We start from the raw sequence: 16,012 nt of genomic DNA on the forward strand, positions 1-16,012 counted from the left end.
CGCTTTTCGTGGTGGCTGGCAGCGACCCGACTCAGTAGGTCGGGATGCTGCTGTCGACCTGCTCGGCCCAGGCGTGGATGCCGCCGGTGACGTTGTGGACGTTGCTGAAGCCCTTGCCGCGGAATTCCTCGGCGGCCTGCAGGCTGCGCCCGCCGTGGTGGCACATGAAAGCGATGGCGGTGTCCTTGGCCAGCGACTCCAGTTCGGCACGGCCATTGCCGTCGAAGGTGGTGAACGGCACGCCGACGCTGGCGATGGCGCGTTCTTCGGCCGGGCGCACGTCGACCAGCAGCAGTTCGCCGGCACGGACCCGCGCATCGGCATCGGCCACGCTGATCGCCGGCACCGGCCTGGGCGCATTCGGGTTGTCGATGGCCAGACCCTTGCCGCGCATGTCGTCGACCCAGTCGATGGTGATGCCGTCGGCGCGGCGCGCGCTGGCCAGGTCGAACTGCACCCGCAGGCCGTTGGATTCGGCGGCAATGGCGTTGGCATCAAACTGGGCCAGCTGGAAGTTGGGCTGGAACTGGGCGTTGATCGACAGGCTCAGCGCGGCACCGGCGCCGGCTTCGTCCACCGCGCCGCGCAGCATTTCCACCGCCGCCGGGGTGATGGTGATCGACGGCGGCGTGCGATCCGGGGCCGGTACCCCGAGCACGCTGGCCAGCTCGCCGGAGTTGGTCATCTGCTCGATGATGTCGCTGCCGCCGACCAGCTCGCCGTCGATGTACAGCTGCGGGATGGTCGGCCAGTCGCCGTAGATCTTGATGCCTTCGCGGATGTCCTGGTCGGCCAGCACGTTGACGTGGGCATAGTCCACCCCCAGCGAGCCCAGCGCACCGACGGCCTTGGCCGAAAAACCGCACTGCGGCATGTTGGGCTGGCCCTTCATGAACAGCACCACCCGGTTGGACTGCAACAGGGATTCGATTCGGGAACGCAGGGCGGGGTCGAGGGACATGACGGGTACCGGTAGTGAGGGATGAAAAACGCTGCAGGACAGCGCGGATATTTTACGCCCCATGGCATCATGGGACATGAAGAATGCCGACGGACTGCGCCGCGTGCCGCGCCATCCCCGCCTGATATTGGGCCTGTTGCTGCTGTCTCAAGTCGCGGTGGCGATGGTGTGGTGGCGGCACGGCTGGCAATGGGGGCTGGCGCTGATGGTGGCGACCCATCTGGCGGTGGTCTGGGCCACCCTGTACCCGCGGGCCAGCTGGCTGGTGCCGGCGCTGTCACGGCTGCCGACCGCGGCGCGCGAAGTGTGGCTGACGATCGATGACGGACCGTCGGCGGACACGCTGGCGATGCTGGATCTGCTGGACCGCCACCAGGCCAGGGCGACCTTCTTCGTGGTCGGCGAACGCGCGCTGGCGCAGCCACGGCTGATCGAGGCGATCCTGCAGCGCGGTCACGACATCGGCAACCACAGCCGCCATCATCGCGACAAGCTGTTCTGGTGCCTGGGGCCGCGCGCGCTGGAGCGCGAAATCGGCGGCAACCAGCAGCTGCTGCAGCAATTGAGTGGACGGGCGCCGGTCTGGTTCCGCTCGGTGGTGGGCATGACCAATCCGTTCGTCGGCCTGCCGCTGGCACGCCACGGCCTGACCCGGGTGGCCTGGAGCGCACGCGGCTTTGATGGGGTCGATTGCCAGCCGCAGCAGGTCATCGAGCGCATTACCGGCGCGATTGCGCCCGGCGCCATCGTGCTGCTGCATGAAGGCGCCCGCCACGGCCACAACCCGCAGATTCTGCAAGGCGTGCTGCAGTACCTGCAGCGCGAAGGCTACCGGACTTGCTTGCCGAAGGCCTAGCGCTGGCCACCATGACCTGACTACCCTCGGTAGAGCGGAGCTTGCTCCGCTGCTTGCCTTGCAGCGCCTTGATCAGCGAGGCCCAAAAGAGGGCAGGCACAGCTCTGCGCTTTCAATGCAGCGGAGCAAGCTCCGCTCTACCAGGGGCGGGCGACGCCAGTCAGGGGCTGGACAGCGCTTGCCGGGCTACCGGCAGCACCTGCTCGCACCAGCGTGCGTACATCGCCGCCGACGGGTGCAGGCCATCGTCGACCAGCATCGCCACGTTGTCACCGCCGTCGCGGCTGATGGCGGTGATATCGACGAATGCCACCCCGCGCGCGGCGCAGACTTCACCCGCGGCCTGATTGAAGGCATCGATTTCATCGGCCACCTGTTGCCGGTCGCGTTGCTGCGAACGTGCGAACGGGGTGATGCCCCAATCCGGAATCGACACCACCAGCACCCGCTGCGGGCGGTTGCCGGCAAAGCCGATGGCCTGCCATAGCAGCGCGGCGAACTGGGTGCGGTATTCCTCGACGCTGCGGCCGCGGTACTGGTTGTTGACCCCGATCAGCAGGCTGACCAGAGCGAACTCGCCAGTTGGCGCGGCCTGGCGGATGCCGTCGTCAAGCTCGTCAGTGGTCCAGCCGGTACGGGCAATGATCTGCGGCGGCTGCACGGCGATGCCCTGCTGGCTGAGCCGCTCGGCCAGCACTACCGGCCAGCGTGCCGATTCGGCCACGCCTTCGCCGATGGTGTAGGAGTCGCCCAGCGCCAGATAGCGCAGCGCGTTGCTGGCGAGTGATCCGCCCTGTGTCATCGTCGCCATCATGCTCAGCCCGCCGTCCGTCGCTGCTTGGCGCTCAATGGCACGACTTTGTTGTGCTGTTCGGCGCGTCGATCCAGCGCCCGGTCGATGCGCGCGAATACCTCGCGCATCATCACCGCATCGGGCAGCAGGGTGACCCGGAAATGGTTGCGGTAGGGCACGTTGAAGCTGGAACCGGGCACCACCAGCACGCCTTCGGTTTCCAGCAGGTCCAGGGCGAAGGCATGATCGTCGAAACCCTGCGCGGCATCGCCAATCACCGCCGGGAACGCATACAGCGCACCCGCCGGCGCGACCAGCTGCAGGTGCGCGCTTTCATCGCAGGCTTCGATCACCGCGCGGCGGGTTTCGTACAGGCGCCCGCCCGGTTGGCACAGGGCGGAAATGGTATCCGGACCGTTGACCGCCGCTTCAATCGCGTACTGGCCCGGCACGTTGGCGCACAGCCGCAGCGCGCTCAGCAGATCCATTGCATGGCGGAATTCGCGCAGGCGTGCGCGCTCGCCCGACAGCACCGCCCAGCCGACCCGCCAGCCGCAGGCACGGTGGACCTTGCTCAGCCCGCTGAAGGTCAGGCAGGGGACGTCGCCGGCCAGTGGCGCCAGCGGTTCGAAGCGGGCGCCGTCGTACAGCACCTGGTCGTAGATTTCATCGACCAGCAGCAACAACCGGTGGCGCGCGGCGATGGCGATGATCCGTTGCAGCAGCTCGCGCGGATAGGTGGCGCCGGTCGGATTGTTGGGATTGATCAGCACGATGGCGCGGGTGCGCGAGGACACCAGCGTTTCAATCTCGCTCGGGTCGGGCAGGAAATCATTGTCCGGGTCGCAGCGGTAATACACCGGCCGGCCGTCATTGAGGATGGTCGCCGCCGACCACAGCGGATAATCGGGCGAGGGCACCAGCACTTCGTCACCGGGATTGAGCAGCGCCCGCAGCGACAGATCGATCAGCTCGCTGACACCGTTGCCGATGAACACTTCCTCGGCGCCGACATCGTCCAGGCCACGGCGCTGGTAGGCCGCGGCAATGGCTTCGCGCGCCGCCGGCAGGCCCTGCTGATGGGTGTAGGGATCGGTGTGATCGATGTCGCCGATGATCGCGTTCTGCAGATGCGGCGGGGCACGGAAACCGAACGCGCCCGGGTTGCCGATATTCAGCTTGATCAGCTTGTGGCCCTGACTCTCCAGCTCACGGGCTCGCCGGGCCAGCTCGCCACGGATTTCGTAACGGACTTCTGACAGGCGCTGGCGGGTCGGCAGGGAAGACATGGCACACGGACGGGAAGCAAAGGGGAAGCCGCACTTTAGCCGAAAATCAACGCACAAAAGCGATCCGGCAGGGGCCGGTGACCAGGCCATCACAGGCGCTTGCCGGTGGATGGCGGCGCCAGCCTGGCCGCCAGTGCCGCGATGCAATCCGACAAAAGCAGATGGCACGCTCTAGAATCACGCCATGACCCCAGACCCCGAGACAACTCCGGCGAGTTTCGCCGCCGTGCGCGCCATTGGCTGGCCGTGGCCCGGTCCGCCGCAGGACCCGCAATGGCAGGCGGCATTCGCGGCCCATCCGCGGGCGCGACCAGCTCGGGTTACCGAACAGCACCGCAGCGGCTACGTGGTCGCCGACGCGGTCGATGCCGCGATCCGCGCCGAGTCATTGCCCGAGTGGCAGCGGCCGCCGAGCTTCAAGAAGAGTTCGACCCCGGCCCACCTGCGGCCGGCGGTCGGCGACTGGGTGCTGCTGGAGGACGGCAAGCGCATCGTCGCCCTGTTGCCCCGGCATACCGCGATCAAGCGTGGCGCCGCCGGCGAGCATTACCAGCAACAGGTCATCGCGGCCAACATCGATACCGTGTTCATCGTCTGCGGGCTGGATGCGGACTTCAATCCACGCCGGATCGAGCGCTACCTGCTGCTGGTCGGCGGTGGCGGAGTGGCGCCGGTGGTGGTGCTGACCAAGGCCGACCAGACCGAATACAGCGACGACGCGGTCCAGGTGCTGGAAGAACTGGCGGCGCAGGACATCCCGGTGCTGCCGATCAACGCCCGCGACCCGGCCAGCGTGGCGGTGCTGGAACCGTGGCTGGGCGAAGGCCGCACGGTGGTGCTGGTCGGTTCGTCCGGCGCCGGCAAGTCGACCATCACCAATACCCTGCTCGGCAACGAACGGATGAAGACCGGCGCGGTCCGCGAGAGCGATTCGCGTGGCCGCCACACCACCACCCACCGTGCGCTGCTGCCGCTGCCGTCCGGCGCCTGCCTGATCGACACCCCGGGCATGCGCGAACTGAAGCCGACCGGCGAAGAGGAACTGGCCGAAGGCGGCTTTTCCGACATCGAGGCGTTGGCCGCGCAGTGCCGCTTCCGCGACTGCGCGCACCAGCGCGAACCGGGCTGCGCGGTGCGCGAAGCCATCGACGCCGGCGAGCTGGACGAAGAACGTTTCCTCAACTACCTGAAGTTGCGCGATGAAGTCGCCGCGGCCGCGGAAAAGCTGGAGAAACGACTGGCGCAGAAGGCCGAAGCCGCGACCCAGGGCAAACCGCCAGGCAAGTCGCCGACCCGCGCGGCGCAGCGTCGTGATCCGGACGGCCAGCGTCGCCGCTGAGCGAAAGTTTCACGGCCGCGCGGGCAAGCTGCGGCCATGATCCCGCTTCGATGGTTGTTCCCCACCGTGTTGACCGCCGCGCTGGCATGGCCGGCGGCATTGGCCAGCGCCAGCAATGCAAGCACTTCCAACGCGACTGCGACCGCAACCGCTGCGGCAACGGCAACGCCTGCCAACGATGACTGCGATGGCTGCATGCAGGCGCTGTTGCAACGGCTCGGCTGGCGCATCGACAGCCAGGCCGAGCGTGGCCAGGCCATGATCCAGGCCGGCCAGCCTTGCCAGCGCGACGACCTGGCCCAGGCGCAGGCCGCCGGTGATCTGCGGCTGTCATTGCCACGCGGCCTGACGCCCGCCCAGCGTACGCGCGCGCTGCAGGCGGCGCTGGAGGATCCGGCTACGCGCTGCGCGTACATGTTCGCGCTGGCCGCGGCGACCGCGCGCGCCACCGCCGCGCTGGATGCCAACCCCGGTTATCGTTTCACCGCGTTGCAGCTGGGCTGGATCGGCTTCGGCTGGGGCGGCGCGCGAGCGCAGGGCTGGCAGGGTTTCCGCAGCCTCGGTCGCGGCTACCAGCCGGCCGCTGGCAATGCGCGCGCGCTGGATGCGTTCTATCACGGCCGGGTCCGCAGCGAATGCGGCGTCGGGCGCCAGATCGCGCAACTGGCGACCCAGCGCGAGTTGTACGGCGATGCCGCATTCGATGACGAATTCAGTGCCGGCGAACTGTCGATCGGCACCTTCCTGACCCTGCATGACACCGACAGCATCCTGCTCGGCGCGCACGCCGGTGAATTTTTCGGCGATGGCAAGGCGGTCAAGAGTTCGCGGATGGGGCGGCATGCGTTCGCCGGTGTTCCCGGCTTCCTGGTCCATGCGTTTGATCGCATCACCCTCGATGACGTCAACAACCAGGCGCAGAACTTCGTCATCGTCGATGTGTCACCGGCCGCTTATGCTTCGCTGCATCAACACGGCGGCTTCGCTTATTTCGACCAGCAGAACGCACGCATCTGGACCCTGGCGCGGCAGCTGCGCGATACCGGCATCCGCGACTTCATGCCACTGCTGCAATCGCCTGCCGCCGACGCCCGCGCCGGGCTGGAGAGCGACCAGCAGCAGATCCTGGCGCGGATGGATGCCTTGCTGGCGGATCCGTTCTACCGCGGCTTCCGCATCTACGTGCACCATCGCGGCGTCCAGCCAATTGCCTATCATGTGGTGCGGATGCTGGACCGCAATCCGCGCACGCCGTATACCGTGTCGTTGGCCAGGCATAATTTGCACACCACGCTGTACCGGCGCTGGCGTGATCGGCAGCTGCACGATTGCCGCTCTGGCCACGCCCTCGCTGGAGAACCTTCGCATGCCGACGCTGGCCGCTGAACTGCACCATCACTCGCAGCTGGACATCCGCCTGGTGCGGGCAGTGCAGGGCATCCGCCTGCTGACCTTGACCAGTTGGCCGAGCAGCGTCCGGCAACCGTTCCTGGACAGCGTGGCCAAGGGCCAGCCGCAGATGCCGCAAGTGGCTTACCCGCGGCACGACTTCAGTGATGCGCGGCGCGAGCTGGCCGCGATCATCGCCGCCGCCGATCCGGACCATCCGCTCGGTGGTTACCTGCAGGACAATGCCCGCAGCTGGGACCTGGCCGCGCAGTTGCTGGAATCGCTGGGCACGGATCGGGTCACCGCGCTGTCGATCGCCTTGTTCGGCCGGCCGGAAGATCGCCTGCCCGGCAACGGTCCCAGCACCCGCGAGGCAGCCGGACACTTCATCGGCATCGCCAACGATCTGGACCGCGAGCTGCTGGCGCCGGAAGAGCAGGTGCCGGTGTCGGCGACCGCGTTGCAACTGCAGTTGCAGTCGGATCTGGACGACTTCTTCGACCAGCGCGTGATCAGCGTCGAACTGGATCCGTCGCTGGTGTCCAAGGCCGCCGCCGGCGCTACCCGCATCCGCCTGCGCCAGGGCGCGGCGTTCAGTCATTACGATCGTGCGCAACTGTTCAACCATGAGGCGCTGGTGCACTCGCTGACCTCGCTCAACGGCCGCCAGCAGCTGCTGTTCCCGAGCCTGGCGCTGGCCTCGCCGCGGGTCACCGAAACCCAGGAAGGGCTGGCCACGTTTGCCGAACAGATCACCGGCAGCATCGACATCGAACGGATGAAGCGGATCAGCCTGCGTATCGAGGCCATCGCGATGGCCCTGGCTGGCGCCGATTTCATCGAGGTATTCAATTATTTCCGTACTGCCGGCCAGGCCGCGCCGGAAAGCTTCGCCTCGGCGCAGCGGGTGTTCCGCGGGGTCGACCCGGCCGGTGGCCAGGCCTTCACCAAGGACACCGTGTACCTGCGTGGGCTGGTCGCCGTGCACACCTATTTCCGGCAATCGCTGCAGCAGGATCGCCTGCAGCCCTGCCGCTATTTGTTCGCCGGCAAGATGACCCTGGATGACGCCCGCGCCCTGCAACCGATGTTCGAGCAGGGCGTGCTGCAACCGCCGCGTTGGCTGCCGCCGTGGATCACCCGTGCCAATGGCCTGGCCGGGGTACTGGCATTCTCGTTGTTCGCCAACCGCATCCGCCTGGATCAACTGACCGACACGGCCAGCCGATAGCGCCGCGCCGGTAGCAGGCGGGGTTGCGTAGCAGGCGCGCACAACCGGGTGGGTGGCTCAACGCTTCTGCCAGGCGATGCAGTCCACTTCCACTTTGCAATCGACCACCATCCGCGTTTCCACACAGGCGCGGGCCGGTGGATGGGCGCCGAAATACTGCTGGAACACCTGGTTGAAGGCGGCGAAGTCGCGCGCGTCGTCCAGCCAGACGCCACAACGCACCACGTGCTCGGGGCCATAGCCGGCCTCGGCCAGGATCGCCAGCAGATTGCCGATGGCCACATGCGATTGCTCGCTGATGCTGCCGGCGACCAGTTCGCCATCGCGCATCGGCACCTGGCCGGAAACGTGCAGCCAGCCGTCGGCCTCGACCGCGCGCGCGAACGGCATGTGCTGCCGGCCCTGGCCGACGCCGCCTTCGGCGCCATAACGCTTGATTCCGCTCATTTCATGCTCCTGTTGTTTCATCCAACCCAGCGGTCAGGCCAGCGCTGCCGGGGTGGGGTCGGGGGTGATGAAGCGACCATGCCGGGTCGGCGCCGGATCCTGGCCGTCGTAGGCCAGCTGGCCGTTGACCCAGACCGCGCGGATGCCCGCGGCGGGCTGGCAGGGGTCGTGGAAATCGGCGGTGTCGCGAATACTCTCCGGATCGAAACAGACCAGATCCGCCCAGCCACCGATCCGTACCCGACCGCGTGCGCCCAGCTGGAAACGTTGCGCCGGCAGTCCTGTCATCTTGCGCACCGCTTCGTGCAGCGGGAACAGCTTCTGCTCGCGCACGTAATGACCGAGCACGCGTGGAAACGTGCCCCACAGGCGTGGATGCGGACGCGGGTCGCGCGGCAGGCCATCGGATCCGATCATCGTCAGCGGATGGGCCAGGATCCGTTGCACGTCGGCCTCGTCCATGCAGTGATAGACCGCACCGGCCGGTTGCAGGCGGCGCGCCGCTTCCAGCAGCGGGAGCTGCCAGTCGGCGGCGATCTCGGCCAGCAGGCGTCCGCCCTGGCCGGGTTCGGGCTGCGACCAGGTGATCAGGATGTCGTAGGCGTCGGTGACCTGTTTCAGGTCCAGGGTCGATGCACTGGCCGCGTACGGATAACAGTCGCAGGCGACATCGTGGTCTTGCGCGTGCGCCTGCAGGTGTTCGAGCACCCGCGCGCTGCGGCCCCAGTTGTCGACGCCGGCGCATTTCAGGTGCGATATCCGCACCGCCGCGCCGCTGTGCTGGCCGACCGCGAAGGCTTCGTCCAGCGCATCCAGCACTCCGGCGAACTCATCGCGCAGATGGCTGGCGTAGCTGCCGCCGGCCGGCAGTTCAGCCGCCAGCGCCAGCACTTCGGCGTTCGGCGCGTGCCAGGCGGATCCGTAAGCCAGGCCACTGCTCAGGCCCAGTGCGCCCTGCTGCAGTGCCTGCCGCAACTGCAGGCGCATGGCCTCGATTTCGTCGCCGTCGGCGGCCCGGTCCAGGCGATCCATGTGATTGGCGCGCAGTGAGGTGTGGCCGACCAGCGCGGCGACGTTGACCGCCGGCGCGGCGGCTTCGACCGCGGTCCGGTAGCTGGCGAAATCCGGATAGCGGAACTCATGCTCGTCACCCAGCAGGTTCATCGGGTCCGGCAGGTTGTTGCGCGCCAGCACCGGACTGGCGCTGATGCCGCAGTTGCCGACCACCACCGTGGTCACCCCCTGCGACAACTTGCTCAACATCCGCGGATGGCGGATGACCTGCAGATCATCGTGGGTGTGGACATCGATGAAACCGGGGCAGACCACCGCGCCGGCGGCATCGAAGTATTGCCGCGCCGGCAGATCCAGCGCGCCGAGCGCGGCAATGCGCCCTTCGCGCACACCGATGTCGGCGTCGAACGCGGCGCTGCCGCTGCCATCGATGACCCGCGCGCCGCGAATCAGCAGGTCCAGCATCTGCGTCACTTCAGTCCCCCAGCGGCAGGCGGTTGTCGCCGCCGCGGTAGTTGTCCAGCGCCAGCTTGATCCGGCGCAGGTGCTCCTGGCTGGCCTGCGCGGTGTGCAGGCCGAGGGTGGTCGAGAGCACGTCGATTGCCAGCAGCATCGCGTAGCGCGAGGCGGTCGGCTTGAACACGAAGTCGGTCTCGTCGATGGCCAGCTCCAGCCACCAGTCGCTCGCCGCCGCCAAGGGCGTGTCGCGACGGGTGATGCTGCCAATCCGTGCGCCATACCCGCGGGCGATGTCGACCGCCGACAGGATTTCCGGGGTGATGCCGCTGACCGACAACGCCATCACCACGTCGTCGGCGCCGAGGGTGGCGGCGATCATCTTCATCGACACCGCATCGTTGCAGGCGGCAATCCGGCAGCCGAAGCGCATCAACCGGTTCTGCAGTTCCTGGGCGAACAGCGCCGAGCAGCCGCCCATGCCGAAGACATGGATCATGCGTGCGCCGGCCAGCGCGCCGGCCAGGGCCAGCATGGTGTCCTCGCGCAGCAGCGCCAGGTTGTGGCGCAGCGTCGATTCGATGTCATCGCAGATCTGCGCATGCAGCGCCGACACCGCCGGTGCCTGCTCCTGCTGCAGGAAGCGCTTGCCGACCGCGCTGGCTTCGGCCAGTTGCGCGCGCAGCTCGCGCACGTTGTCATAACCCATGGTCTTGGCGAAGCGCGACACCGCCGCCACGCTGACCTGGGCGCGCTCGGCCAGCTCCGAGACGCCCAGCTGCGCGGCCAGGCTGACGTCGGCCAGAATCGAATGGGCAATCCGCGCTTCCACCGGGCTGAGCTGGTGCAGGCGTTGCTTGAGTTGGTAGATGAGGTCGATGGGATTGCTCTGCGATGTCATAGCGCCTTCTCCAGTGCCAGTACCAGCACCAGCGCGGTGATTGAAATGAGGGTTTCCAGCACGGTCCAGGTCTTGAAGGTCTGGGCCACGCTGAGGTTGAAATATTCCTTGACCAGCCAGAAGCCGCCGTCGTTGACGTGCGACAGGATCAGCGAGCCGGCGCCGGTGGCCAGCACCAGCAGCTCGGGCTGCGGATAGCCGGCGGCCAGCGCGATCGGGGCGACGATGCCGGCGGCGGTGCTCATCGCCACCGTGGCCGAGCCGGTGGCAATCCGCAGCAGCGCGGCGATGCTCCAGCCCATCCACAACGGTGACAGCTGTAATTGCTGCGACAAGGCGGTGATTTCGCGGGCGACCCCGGATTCGACCAGGATCCCGTTGAGGCCGCCGCCAGCGCCGACCAGCAGGGTGATGGCGGCGGTCGGCGCCAGGCATTCCTGCGAAAAACGCAGGATCTGCTCGCGGTTGAAACCGCGCATCCAGCCCAGCGTGGCAAAGCTCAGCAGCGTCGCCAGCAACAGCGCCACCACCGAGTTGCCGGCAAACAGCAGCGCATGGTTGAGCGCGCTGCCGGGCGTGCTGAGATCATTGGCCCAGCCACCGAGCAGCATCAGCAGCACCGGCAGCAGCAGGGTCGAGACACTGATGCCAAAGCCCGGCAGTTGTTCGTCGCCGACCTCGGCAAAGCCGCTGCCGACCAGGGCTGCCTGCATCGGGTTGTCGGCCGCCAGCGGCACCCGCTTGACCACCAACCGGGCGAACAGCGGACCAGCCAGTGCCGCCGTCGGCAGTCCGACCAGCAAGGCATAGAACAAGGTGCGGCCGACGTCGGCCTGGTAGGCACCGACGGCCAGCATCGCCGCCGGATGGGGCGGCACCAGCCCATGCACCACCGACAGACCGGCGACCATCGGCAATCCGACCAGCAGCAGCGACACCCCGGTACGGCGGGCGACATTGAAGACTATCGGGATCAGCAGCACGAAGCCGACCTCGAAGAAAATCGGCAGGCCCACGCAGAACGCCACCAGCATCATCGCCCAATGCACGTTGCGCGGACCGAAGAAGCCAATCAGCGTGCGCGCGATGCGCTCGGCACCGCCGGATTCGGCCAGCATCTTGCCGAGCATGGTGCCCAGCGCGACGATCAGCGCGATGTGGCCCAGGGTCTTGCCGACGCCACGTTCGTAGGCCAGCACGATATCCGGCGCCGGCACCCCGGCCATCAGCGCCAGCCCCAGCGAGACCAGGGTGATGGTGATGAACGGGTTGAGCCGGTAGCGGGCAATCAACACGATCAACGCCAGTATCGATACCAGCGCATACAGCAACAGCAGGTTGCCTTGGCTCATGCGTCAATTCACCGGGATGTGGAAGGAGAGGTGCGCCAGCGGACAGGTGGGCGTGCGAAGAGCGCGGCGGTCAGAAGCAGGTCGGCAGCGCCTCCCGTACCTGCCAGTCATCGTCGACCACCAGCAGGTGCCGCCACTTGTCGAAGGTCAGGCACGGATGGGAGATATCGAAGCTCAGCAGATCCCCGACCGCGATGTCGGCGTCGGCATCGACCTGCAGGAACGCGTGCTGGTCCATCATCGCGGTCAGCTGCCAGCCCGGCGCTGCCTTGACCGGTGCATCGCTGCCGGGCCGGTAGTGCCAGTGCGGCTGCGGCAGGCCGGCGTCGTAGGCCGCATCGCGCTTGCCCAGCGCCACGATCACCCGCTCCGGCTCCGGTCGCGACTGCACGCAGGCCCAGACCTGCAGTGCCGGGCGCAAGCCTTCGCCCAGATCGCGCGCGACCGGATTGCTGGACTGCATGCGCTGCGCGGCCTGGCGATAGGCGCCGACATCGTGGCTCAGGTAACACCCCGGCCGCAGCACCACCTGCACATCGTCCTCGCCGGCCACCGCTGCGAACTCCTCGGCGACCACGTCGAACCAGGCCGAGCCGGCACCGGACAGCAACGCCGGTGATTCGGCGAATGCAGCTGCCTGGCGCAATGCCTGGAACCGGTCCAGGGTCCGCCGCAGCAACCCGCGGATGCCGGCTTCGTCCTTGAGCACGCCTTCGTAGACTTCCACCCCGACCAGCGCCAATGCCTGCGGCCAGCGCTGCAGCGCCTGCACCACGGCCGCGGCCTGGGCGTCATCGCGCACGCCGCTGCGGCCGCCGGCGACGCCGATTTCCAGCAACACCCGCAAGCGCAGTCCGCTGCCGGCAAAGAACCGGCCCAGCGCCTCGACGTTGTCGACGCTGTCGACCAGACAGCAGAACTCGAAATCCGGTCGCCGCAGCAGCCGCGCGATGATCGCCATGTTGGCCTTGCCGACCAGCTGGTTGGCCATCAGCACCCGGCCGATGCCATGCGCGTGGGCGGCCTGCACCTGCGGCGCGGTCGCCAGGGTGATGCCCCAGGCGCCGGCCTGCATCTGGCGCTGGAACAGCGCCGGGCACATCGTGGTCTTGCCGTGCGGCGCCAGCGCTACCCGGTAGGCGCGCATGAACGCGGCCATCCAGTCCAGGTTGTGCTGCATCGCCGATGCCTGCAGCACCGCGGCCGGCAGGCTGACGTCCTCGTCGAGGATGCGCCAACCGGCGGCACCGACGTCGGCCGTCGTGAAAGCATCCGCATCGGCACCCAGCCCCTTGCCGCTCAGCAGGCTCTGCCCGCGAAAAGAATTTTTTACCTCCGCCACCGTCATGCCTTCCCGTCGGCTGCCCATCCCCGCCGCCAGTGTTTATCACATTTGTCAGGGCGTGAAAATTATTTTCTTGGGCCGCGTGCGCGAAACGTGACCCGGTGGCGCAAACGCGTACCTCGCCCATGCCGCGCAGCCGCGCGGGTCCGCCTGCCTGCCGGCTGCCGTGGCCGCCAGCGGCCATGCATCCAGGGAATGTATGCCGTCGCAATACGCATTGGTATGCCATTGGGTTGGTTGGGACAAACCCGTAGAATCGCCGGTCTGTCCCTGTAGCTGGCGATGAGATGTCCAACGAAGAGTTCAAGAAGGCCGCCCTCGAATACCACCGCATTTCCCCGCCGGGAAAGATCAAGGTCAGCGCGACCAAGCCGATGGTCACCCAGCGCGACCTGGCACTGGCCTATTCACCGGGCGTGGCCTACGCCTGCGAGGCGATCGTCGAGGACCCCAACGCCGCCAGCGAGATGACTGCCCGCGGCAACCTGGTGGCCGTGGTCACCAATGGCACCGCCGTGCTCGGGCTGGGCAACATCGGCGCCCTGGCCGGCAAGCCGGTGATGGAAGGCAAGGGCGTGCTGTTCCAGAAGTTCGCCGGCATCGACGTGTTCGACATCGAAATCGACGAGACCGACCCGGACAAGCTGGTCGAAATCATCGCCAGCCTGGAGCCGACCTTCGGCGGCATCAACCTGGAAGACATCAAGGCCCCGGAATGCTTCATCGTCGAGCGCAAGCTGCGCGAACGGATGAAGGTGCCGGTGTTCCATGACGACCAGCACGGCACCGCGATCATCGTCGGCGCGGCGGTGGTCAACGCACTGGAAGTGGTCGGCAAGAAGATCGAAGACGTCAAGCTGGCCACCAGCGGCGCCGGTGCCGCCGGCATCGCCTGCCTGGACATGCTGGTGGCGCTGGGGATGAAGCCGGAAAACATCCTGGCCGTGGACCGCGACGGCGTGCTGTACACCGGCCGTCCCAACATGGACCCGGACAAGGCCCGCTACGCGCGCGACACCGACAAGCGCAGCCTGGCCGAAATCGTTGACGGCGCCGACATGTTCCTGGGCCTGTCGGCCGCCGGCGTGCTTAAGCCGGAAATGGTCGCGACGATGGCCGACAAGCCGGTGATCCTGGCGCTGGCCAACCCGAATCCGGAAATCTCGCCGGAAGACGCCAAGCGCGTGCGCCCGGACTGCATCATCGCCACCGGCCGCAGCGACTACCCGAACCAGGTCAACAACGCGCTGTGTTTCCCGTACATCTTCCGCGGCGCGCTCGACGTGGGCGCCACCGGCATCAACGAAGCGATGAAGCTGGCCGTGGTCCACGCCATCGCCAACCTGGCCCGTCGCGAAGCCTCCGACCTGGGCACCGCCTACGGCGATGAAGTGCCATCGTTCGGCCCCGAATACCTGATTCCGCGCCCGTTTGACCCGCGCCTGCTGGTGGAACTGGCCTCGGCGGTGGCACAGGCGGCGATGGACTCCGGCGTGGCCCTGCGCCCGATCGAGGACATGCGCGCCTACCGCGAGAAACTCGGCCAGTTCGTGTTCCGCACCAGCCTGATGATGAAGCCGGTCTACGACCGCGCCCGCACCGACAAGAAACGCGTGGCCTACGCCGAAGGCGAAGAGGAAACCATCCTGCGCGCGGTGCAGACGGTGATCGACGAAGAACTGGCGTTCCCGATCCTGATCGGCCGCCCCGACGTCATCGCCGCCCGCATCGAACGCCTCGGGCTACGCATGCGCGAAGGCGTCGATTTCGAAATCACCAACCAGGACGACGACCCGCGCTTCAACGACTACTGGCAGTTCTACCACCAGCTCACCGCCCGCCGTGGCGTCACCGTGGCCGCGGCCAAGAACCTGATGCGTTCGCGTCCGACCCTGATCGCCGCGGTGATGGTCGCCCGGGGTGAAGCCGATGCATTGGTCAGCGGCGTGGTCGGCCGCTTCCACAAGAAGCTGGGCTACGTGCGCAGCGTGATTCCGCTCGACCCGGGCGTGCAGTCGACCTCGGCGATGACCGGCGTCATCAACGACCAGGGCGCGTATTTCTTCCTCGACACCCACGTCAACAACGACCCCACCGCCGAACAGATCGCCGAAGCCACGCTGCAGGCCAGCTACCGCCTGAAACTGTTCGGCATTGAACCGCGCATCGCCCTGCTGTCGCATTCCAATTTCGGCAGCCACGACTCGCCGGGCTCGATCAAGATGCGCGAAGTGCGCGAGATCCTGCTCAAGCGCAATCCCAAGTTGAACGTCGATGGTGAAATGCAGGGCGACACCGCCTGGGACGAAGTGCTGCGCAGCCGCCTGATGCCCAACAGCACCCTGAAGGGCCGCGCCAACCTGTTCGTGATGCCGAATATCGATGCCGCCAACATCACCTACAACATGGTCCGCGTAGTCACCGACGGCGTCGCCATCGGCCCGATCCTGATGGGCATCTCCAAACCGGTCCACATCCTGACCACCAGCGCCACCCCGCGCCGCGTCGTCAACATGACCGCCATCGCCGCCGTCGACGCACAGATCCGCAGCCAACGCGAAGCCGAACGCCACAGCCAGGGCTGAGCAGGCAACTCGCGATAACACCAGTGATCAACTCCCTCCTCCGTTTACGGGGGA

General features: G+C 67.3%; 13 protein-coding genes. 5 read left to right on the forward strand and 8 right to left on the reverse strand.

Annotated elements, in window-relative coordinates; translation table 11 throughout:
* Positions 1–31 precede the first annotated feature (31 nt).
* On the reverse strand, positions 32–961 hold the full coding sequence (gene grxD / locus ABB29_RS15490; RefSeq protein ID WP_057660690.1) for a Grx4 family monothiol glutaredoxin: 930 nt from the start codon (positions 959–961) through the stop codon (positions 32–34).
* 76 nt (positions 962–1,037) lie between these two features.
* Between grxD and ABB29_RS15495 the strand changes: the two genes are divergently transcribed.
* Complete coding sequence (locus ABB29_RS15495) at positions 1,038–1,817, forward strand: polysaccharide deacetylase family protein (protein WP_057660694.1); 780 nt, start codon at positions 1,038–1,040, stop codon at positions 1,815–1,817.
* Between the two features lie 160 nt (positions 1,818–1,977).
* Here the strand turns inward: ABB29_RS15495 and ABB29_RS15500 are convergent, their stop codons facing one another.
* Together ABB29_RS15500 and ABB29_RS15505 are read right to left on the reverse strand one after the other, a co-directional pair.
* Positions 1,978–2,619 carry an SGNH/GDSL hydrolase family protein gene (locus ABB29_RS15500; RefSeq protein ID WP_057660717.1) on the reverse strand — a complete coding sequence of 214 codons (642 nt, stop codon included), beginning with the start codon at positions 2,617–2,619 and terminating at the stop codon, positions 1,978–1,980.
* A gap of 14 nt (positions 2,620–2,633) precedes the next feature.
* Entirely contained in the window at positions 2,634–3,899 is a 1,266-nt protein-coding gene (locus ABB29_RS15505) for a pyridoxal phosphate-dependent aminotransferase (protein WP_057660697.1), read from the reverse strand.
* A gap of 184 nt (positions 3,900–4,083) precedes the next feature.
* Here ABB29_RS15505 and rsgA point away from each other — a divergent pair, with 184 nt between their 5' ends.
* The 3 genes from rsgA to ABB29_RS15520 are packed head-to-tail and all read left to right on the forward strand — an operon-like array spanning position 4,084 to position 7,858.
* Positions 4,084–5,238 carry a ribosome small subunit-dependent GTPase A gene (gene rsgA, locus ABB29_RS15510; protein WP_057660700.1) on the forward strand — a complete coding sequence of 385 codons (1,155 nt, stop codon included), beginning with the start codon at positions 4,084–4,086 and terminating at the stop codon, positions 5,236–5,238.
* A 39-nt stretch (positions 5,239–5,277) separates the two neighbouring features.
* Entirely contained in the window at positions 5,278–6,624 is a 1,347-nt protein-coding gene (locus ABB29_RS15515; protein ID WP_425414783.1) for a hypothetical protein, read from the forward strand.
* On the forward strand, positions 6,605–7,858 hold the full coding sequence (locus ABB29_RS15520; RefSeq protein WP_057660703.1) for a flavohemoglobin expression-modulating QEGLA motif protein: 1,254 nt from the start codon (positions 6,605–6,607) through the stop codon (positions 7,856–7,858). The genes ABB29_RS15515 and ABB29_RS15520 overlap by 20 nt, the downstream gene beginning before the upstream one ends.
* A gap of 57 nt (positions 7,859–7,915) precedes the next feature.
* Here the strand turns inward: ABB29_RS15520 and ABB29_RS15525 are convergent, their stop codons facing one another.
* From ABB29_RS15525 to ABB29_RS15545, 5 genes are all read right to left on the reverse strand, one after another.
* On the reverse strand, positions 7,916–8,305 hold the full coding sequence (locus ABB29_RS15525) for a RidA family protein (protein ID WP_057660706.1): 390 nt from the start codon (positions 8,303–8,305) through the stop codon (positions 7,916–7,918).
* Between the two features lie 33 nt (positions 8,306–8,338).
* Positions 8,339–9,784 (reverse strand): N-acyl-D-amino-acid deacylase family protein, encoded by a 1,446-nt coding sequence (locus tag ABB29_RS15530; protein ID WP_057660722.1) that lies wholly within the window; start codon positions 9,782–9,784, stop codon positions 8,339–8,341.
* 10 nt (positions 9,785–9,794) lie between these two features.
* Complete coding sequence (locus tag ABB29_RS15535) at positions 9,795–10,676, reverse strand: MurR/RpiR family transcriptional regulator (RefSeq protein WP_211260769.1); 882 nt, start codon at positions 10,674–10,676, stop codon at positions 9,795–9,797.
* Positions 10,673–12,028, reverse strand: a complete 1,356-nt coding sequence (locus ABB29_RS15540) for a GntT/GntP/DsdX family permease (protein WP_057660709.1) — start codon at positions 12,026–12,028, stop codon at positions 10,673–10,675. Before ABB29_RS15540 ends, ABB29_RS15535 begins: the two co-directional genes overlap by 4 nt.
* Before the next feature lie 70 nt (positions 12,029–12,098).
* Positions 12,099–13,370: an amino acid deaminase gene (locus ABB29_RS15545; protein WP_211260770.1), complete on the reverse strand. Its 1,272-nt coding sequence runs from the start codon at positions 13,368–13,370 to the stop codon at positions 12,099–12,101.
* Between the two features lie 290 nt (positions 13,371–13,660).
* On the opposite strand from ABB29_RS15545, the gene ABB29_RS15550 reads away from it, so the two are divergent.
* Positions 13,661–15,958 carry an NADP-dependent malic enzyme gene (locus ABB29_RS15550; protein ID WP_057660712.1) on the forward strand — a complete coding sequence of 766 codons (2,298 nt, stop codon included), beginning with the start codon at positions 13,661–13,663 and terminating at the stop codon, positions 15,956–15,958.
* The last annotated feature ends 54 nt before the right edge of the window (positions 15,959–16,012 follow it).

The sequence above is a fragment of the Pseudoxanthomonas dokdonensis genome, from assembly GCF_001431405.1.
Classification (GTDB): Bacteria; Pseudomonadota; Gammaproteobacteria; order Xanthomonadales; family Xanthomonadaceae; genus Pseudoxanthomonas_A; species Pseudoxanthomonas_A dokdonensis.

Bases quoted from the DNA above. Each gene is read 5' to 3' on its own strand.
- ABB29_RS15525 (WP_057660706.1), bottom strand. From the start codon at position 8,305: ATGAGCGGAATCAAGCGTTATGGCGCCGAAGGCGGCGTCGGCCAGGGC.
- ABB29_RS15500 (WP_057660717.1), bottom strand. From the start codon at position 2,619: ATGACACAGGGCGGATCACTCGCCAGCAACGCGCTGCGCTATCTGGCG.
- rsgA (WP_057660700.1), top strand. From the start codon at position 4,084: ATGACCCCAGACCCCGAGACAACTCCGGCGAGTTTCGCCGCCGTGCGC.
- ABB29_RS15495 (WP_057660694.1), top strand. From the start codon at position 1,038: ATGAAGAATGCCGACGGACTGCGCCGCGTGCCGCGCCATCCCCGCCTG.
- ABB29_RS15540 (WP_057660709.1), bottom strand. From the start codon at position 12,028: ATGAGCCAAGGCAACCTGCTGTTGCTGTATGCGCTGGTATCGATACTG.
- ABB29_RS15505 (WP_057660697.1), bottom strand. From the start codon at position 3,899: ATGTCTTCCCTGCCGACCCGCCAGCGCCTGTCAGAAGTCCGTTACGAA.
- grxD (WP_057660690.1), bottom strand. From the start codon at position 961: ATGTCCCTCGACCCCGCCCTGCGTTCCCGAATCGAATCCCTGTTGCAG.
- ABB29_RS15520 (WP_057660703.1), top strand. From the start codon at position 6,605: ATGCCGACGCTGGCCGCTGAACTGCACCATCACTCGCAGCTGGACATC.
- ABB29_RS15535 (WP_211260769.1), bottom strand. From the start codon at position 10,676: ATGACATCGCAGAGCAATCCCATCGACCTCATCTACCAACTCAAGCAA.
- ABB29_RS15530 (WP_057660722.1), bottom strand. From the start codon at position 9,784: ATGCTGGACCTGCTGATTCGCGGCGCGCGGGTCATCGATGGCAGCGGC.
- ABB29_RS15550 (WP_057660712.1), top strand. From the start codon at position 13,661: ATGTCCAACGAAGAGTTCAAGAAGGCCGCCCTCGAATACCACCGCATT.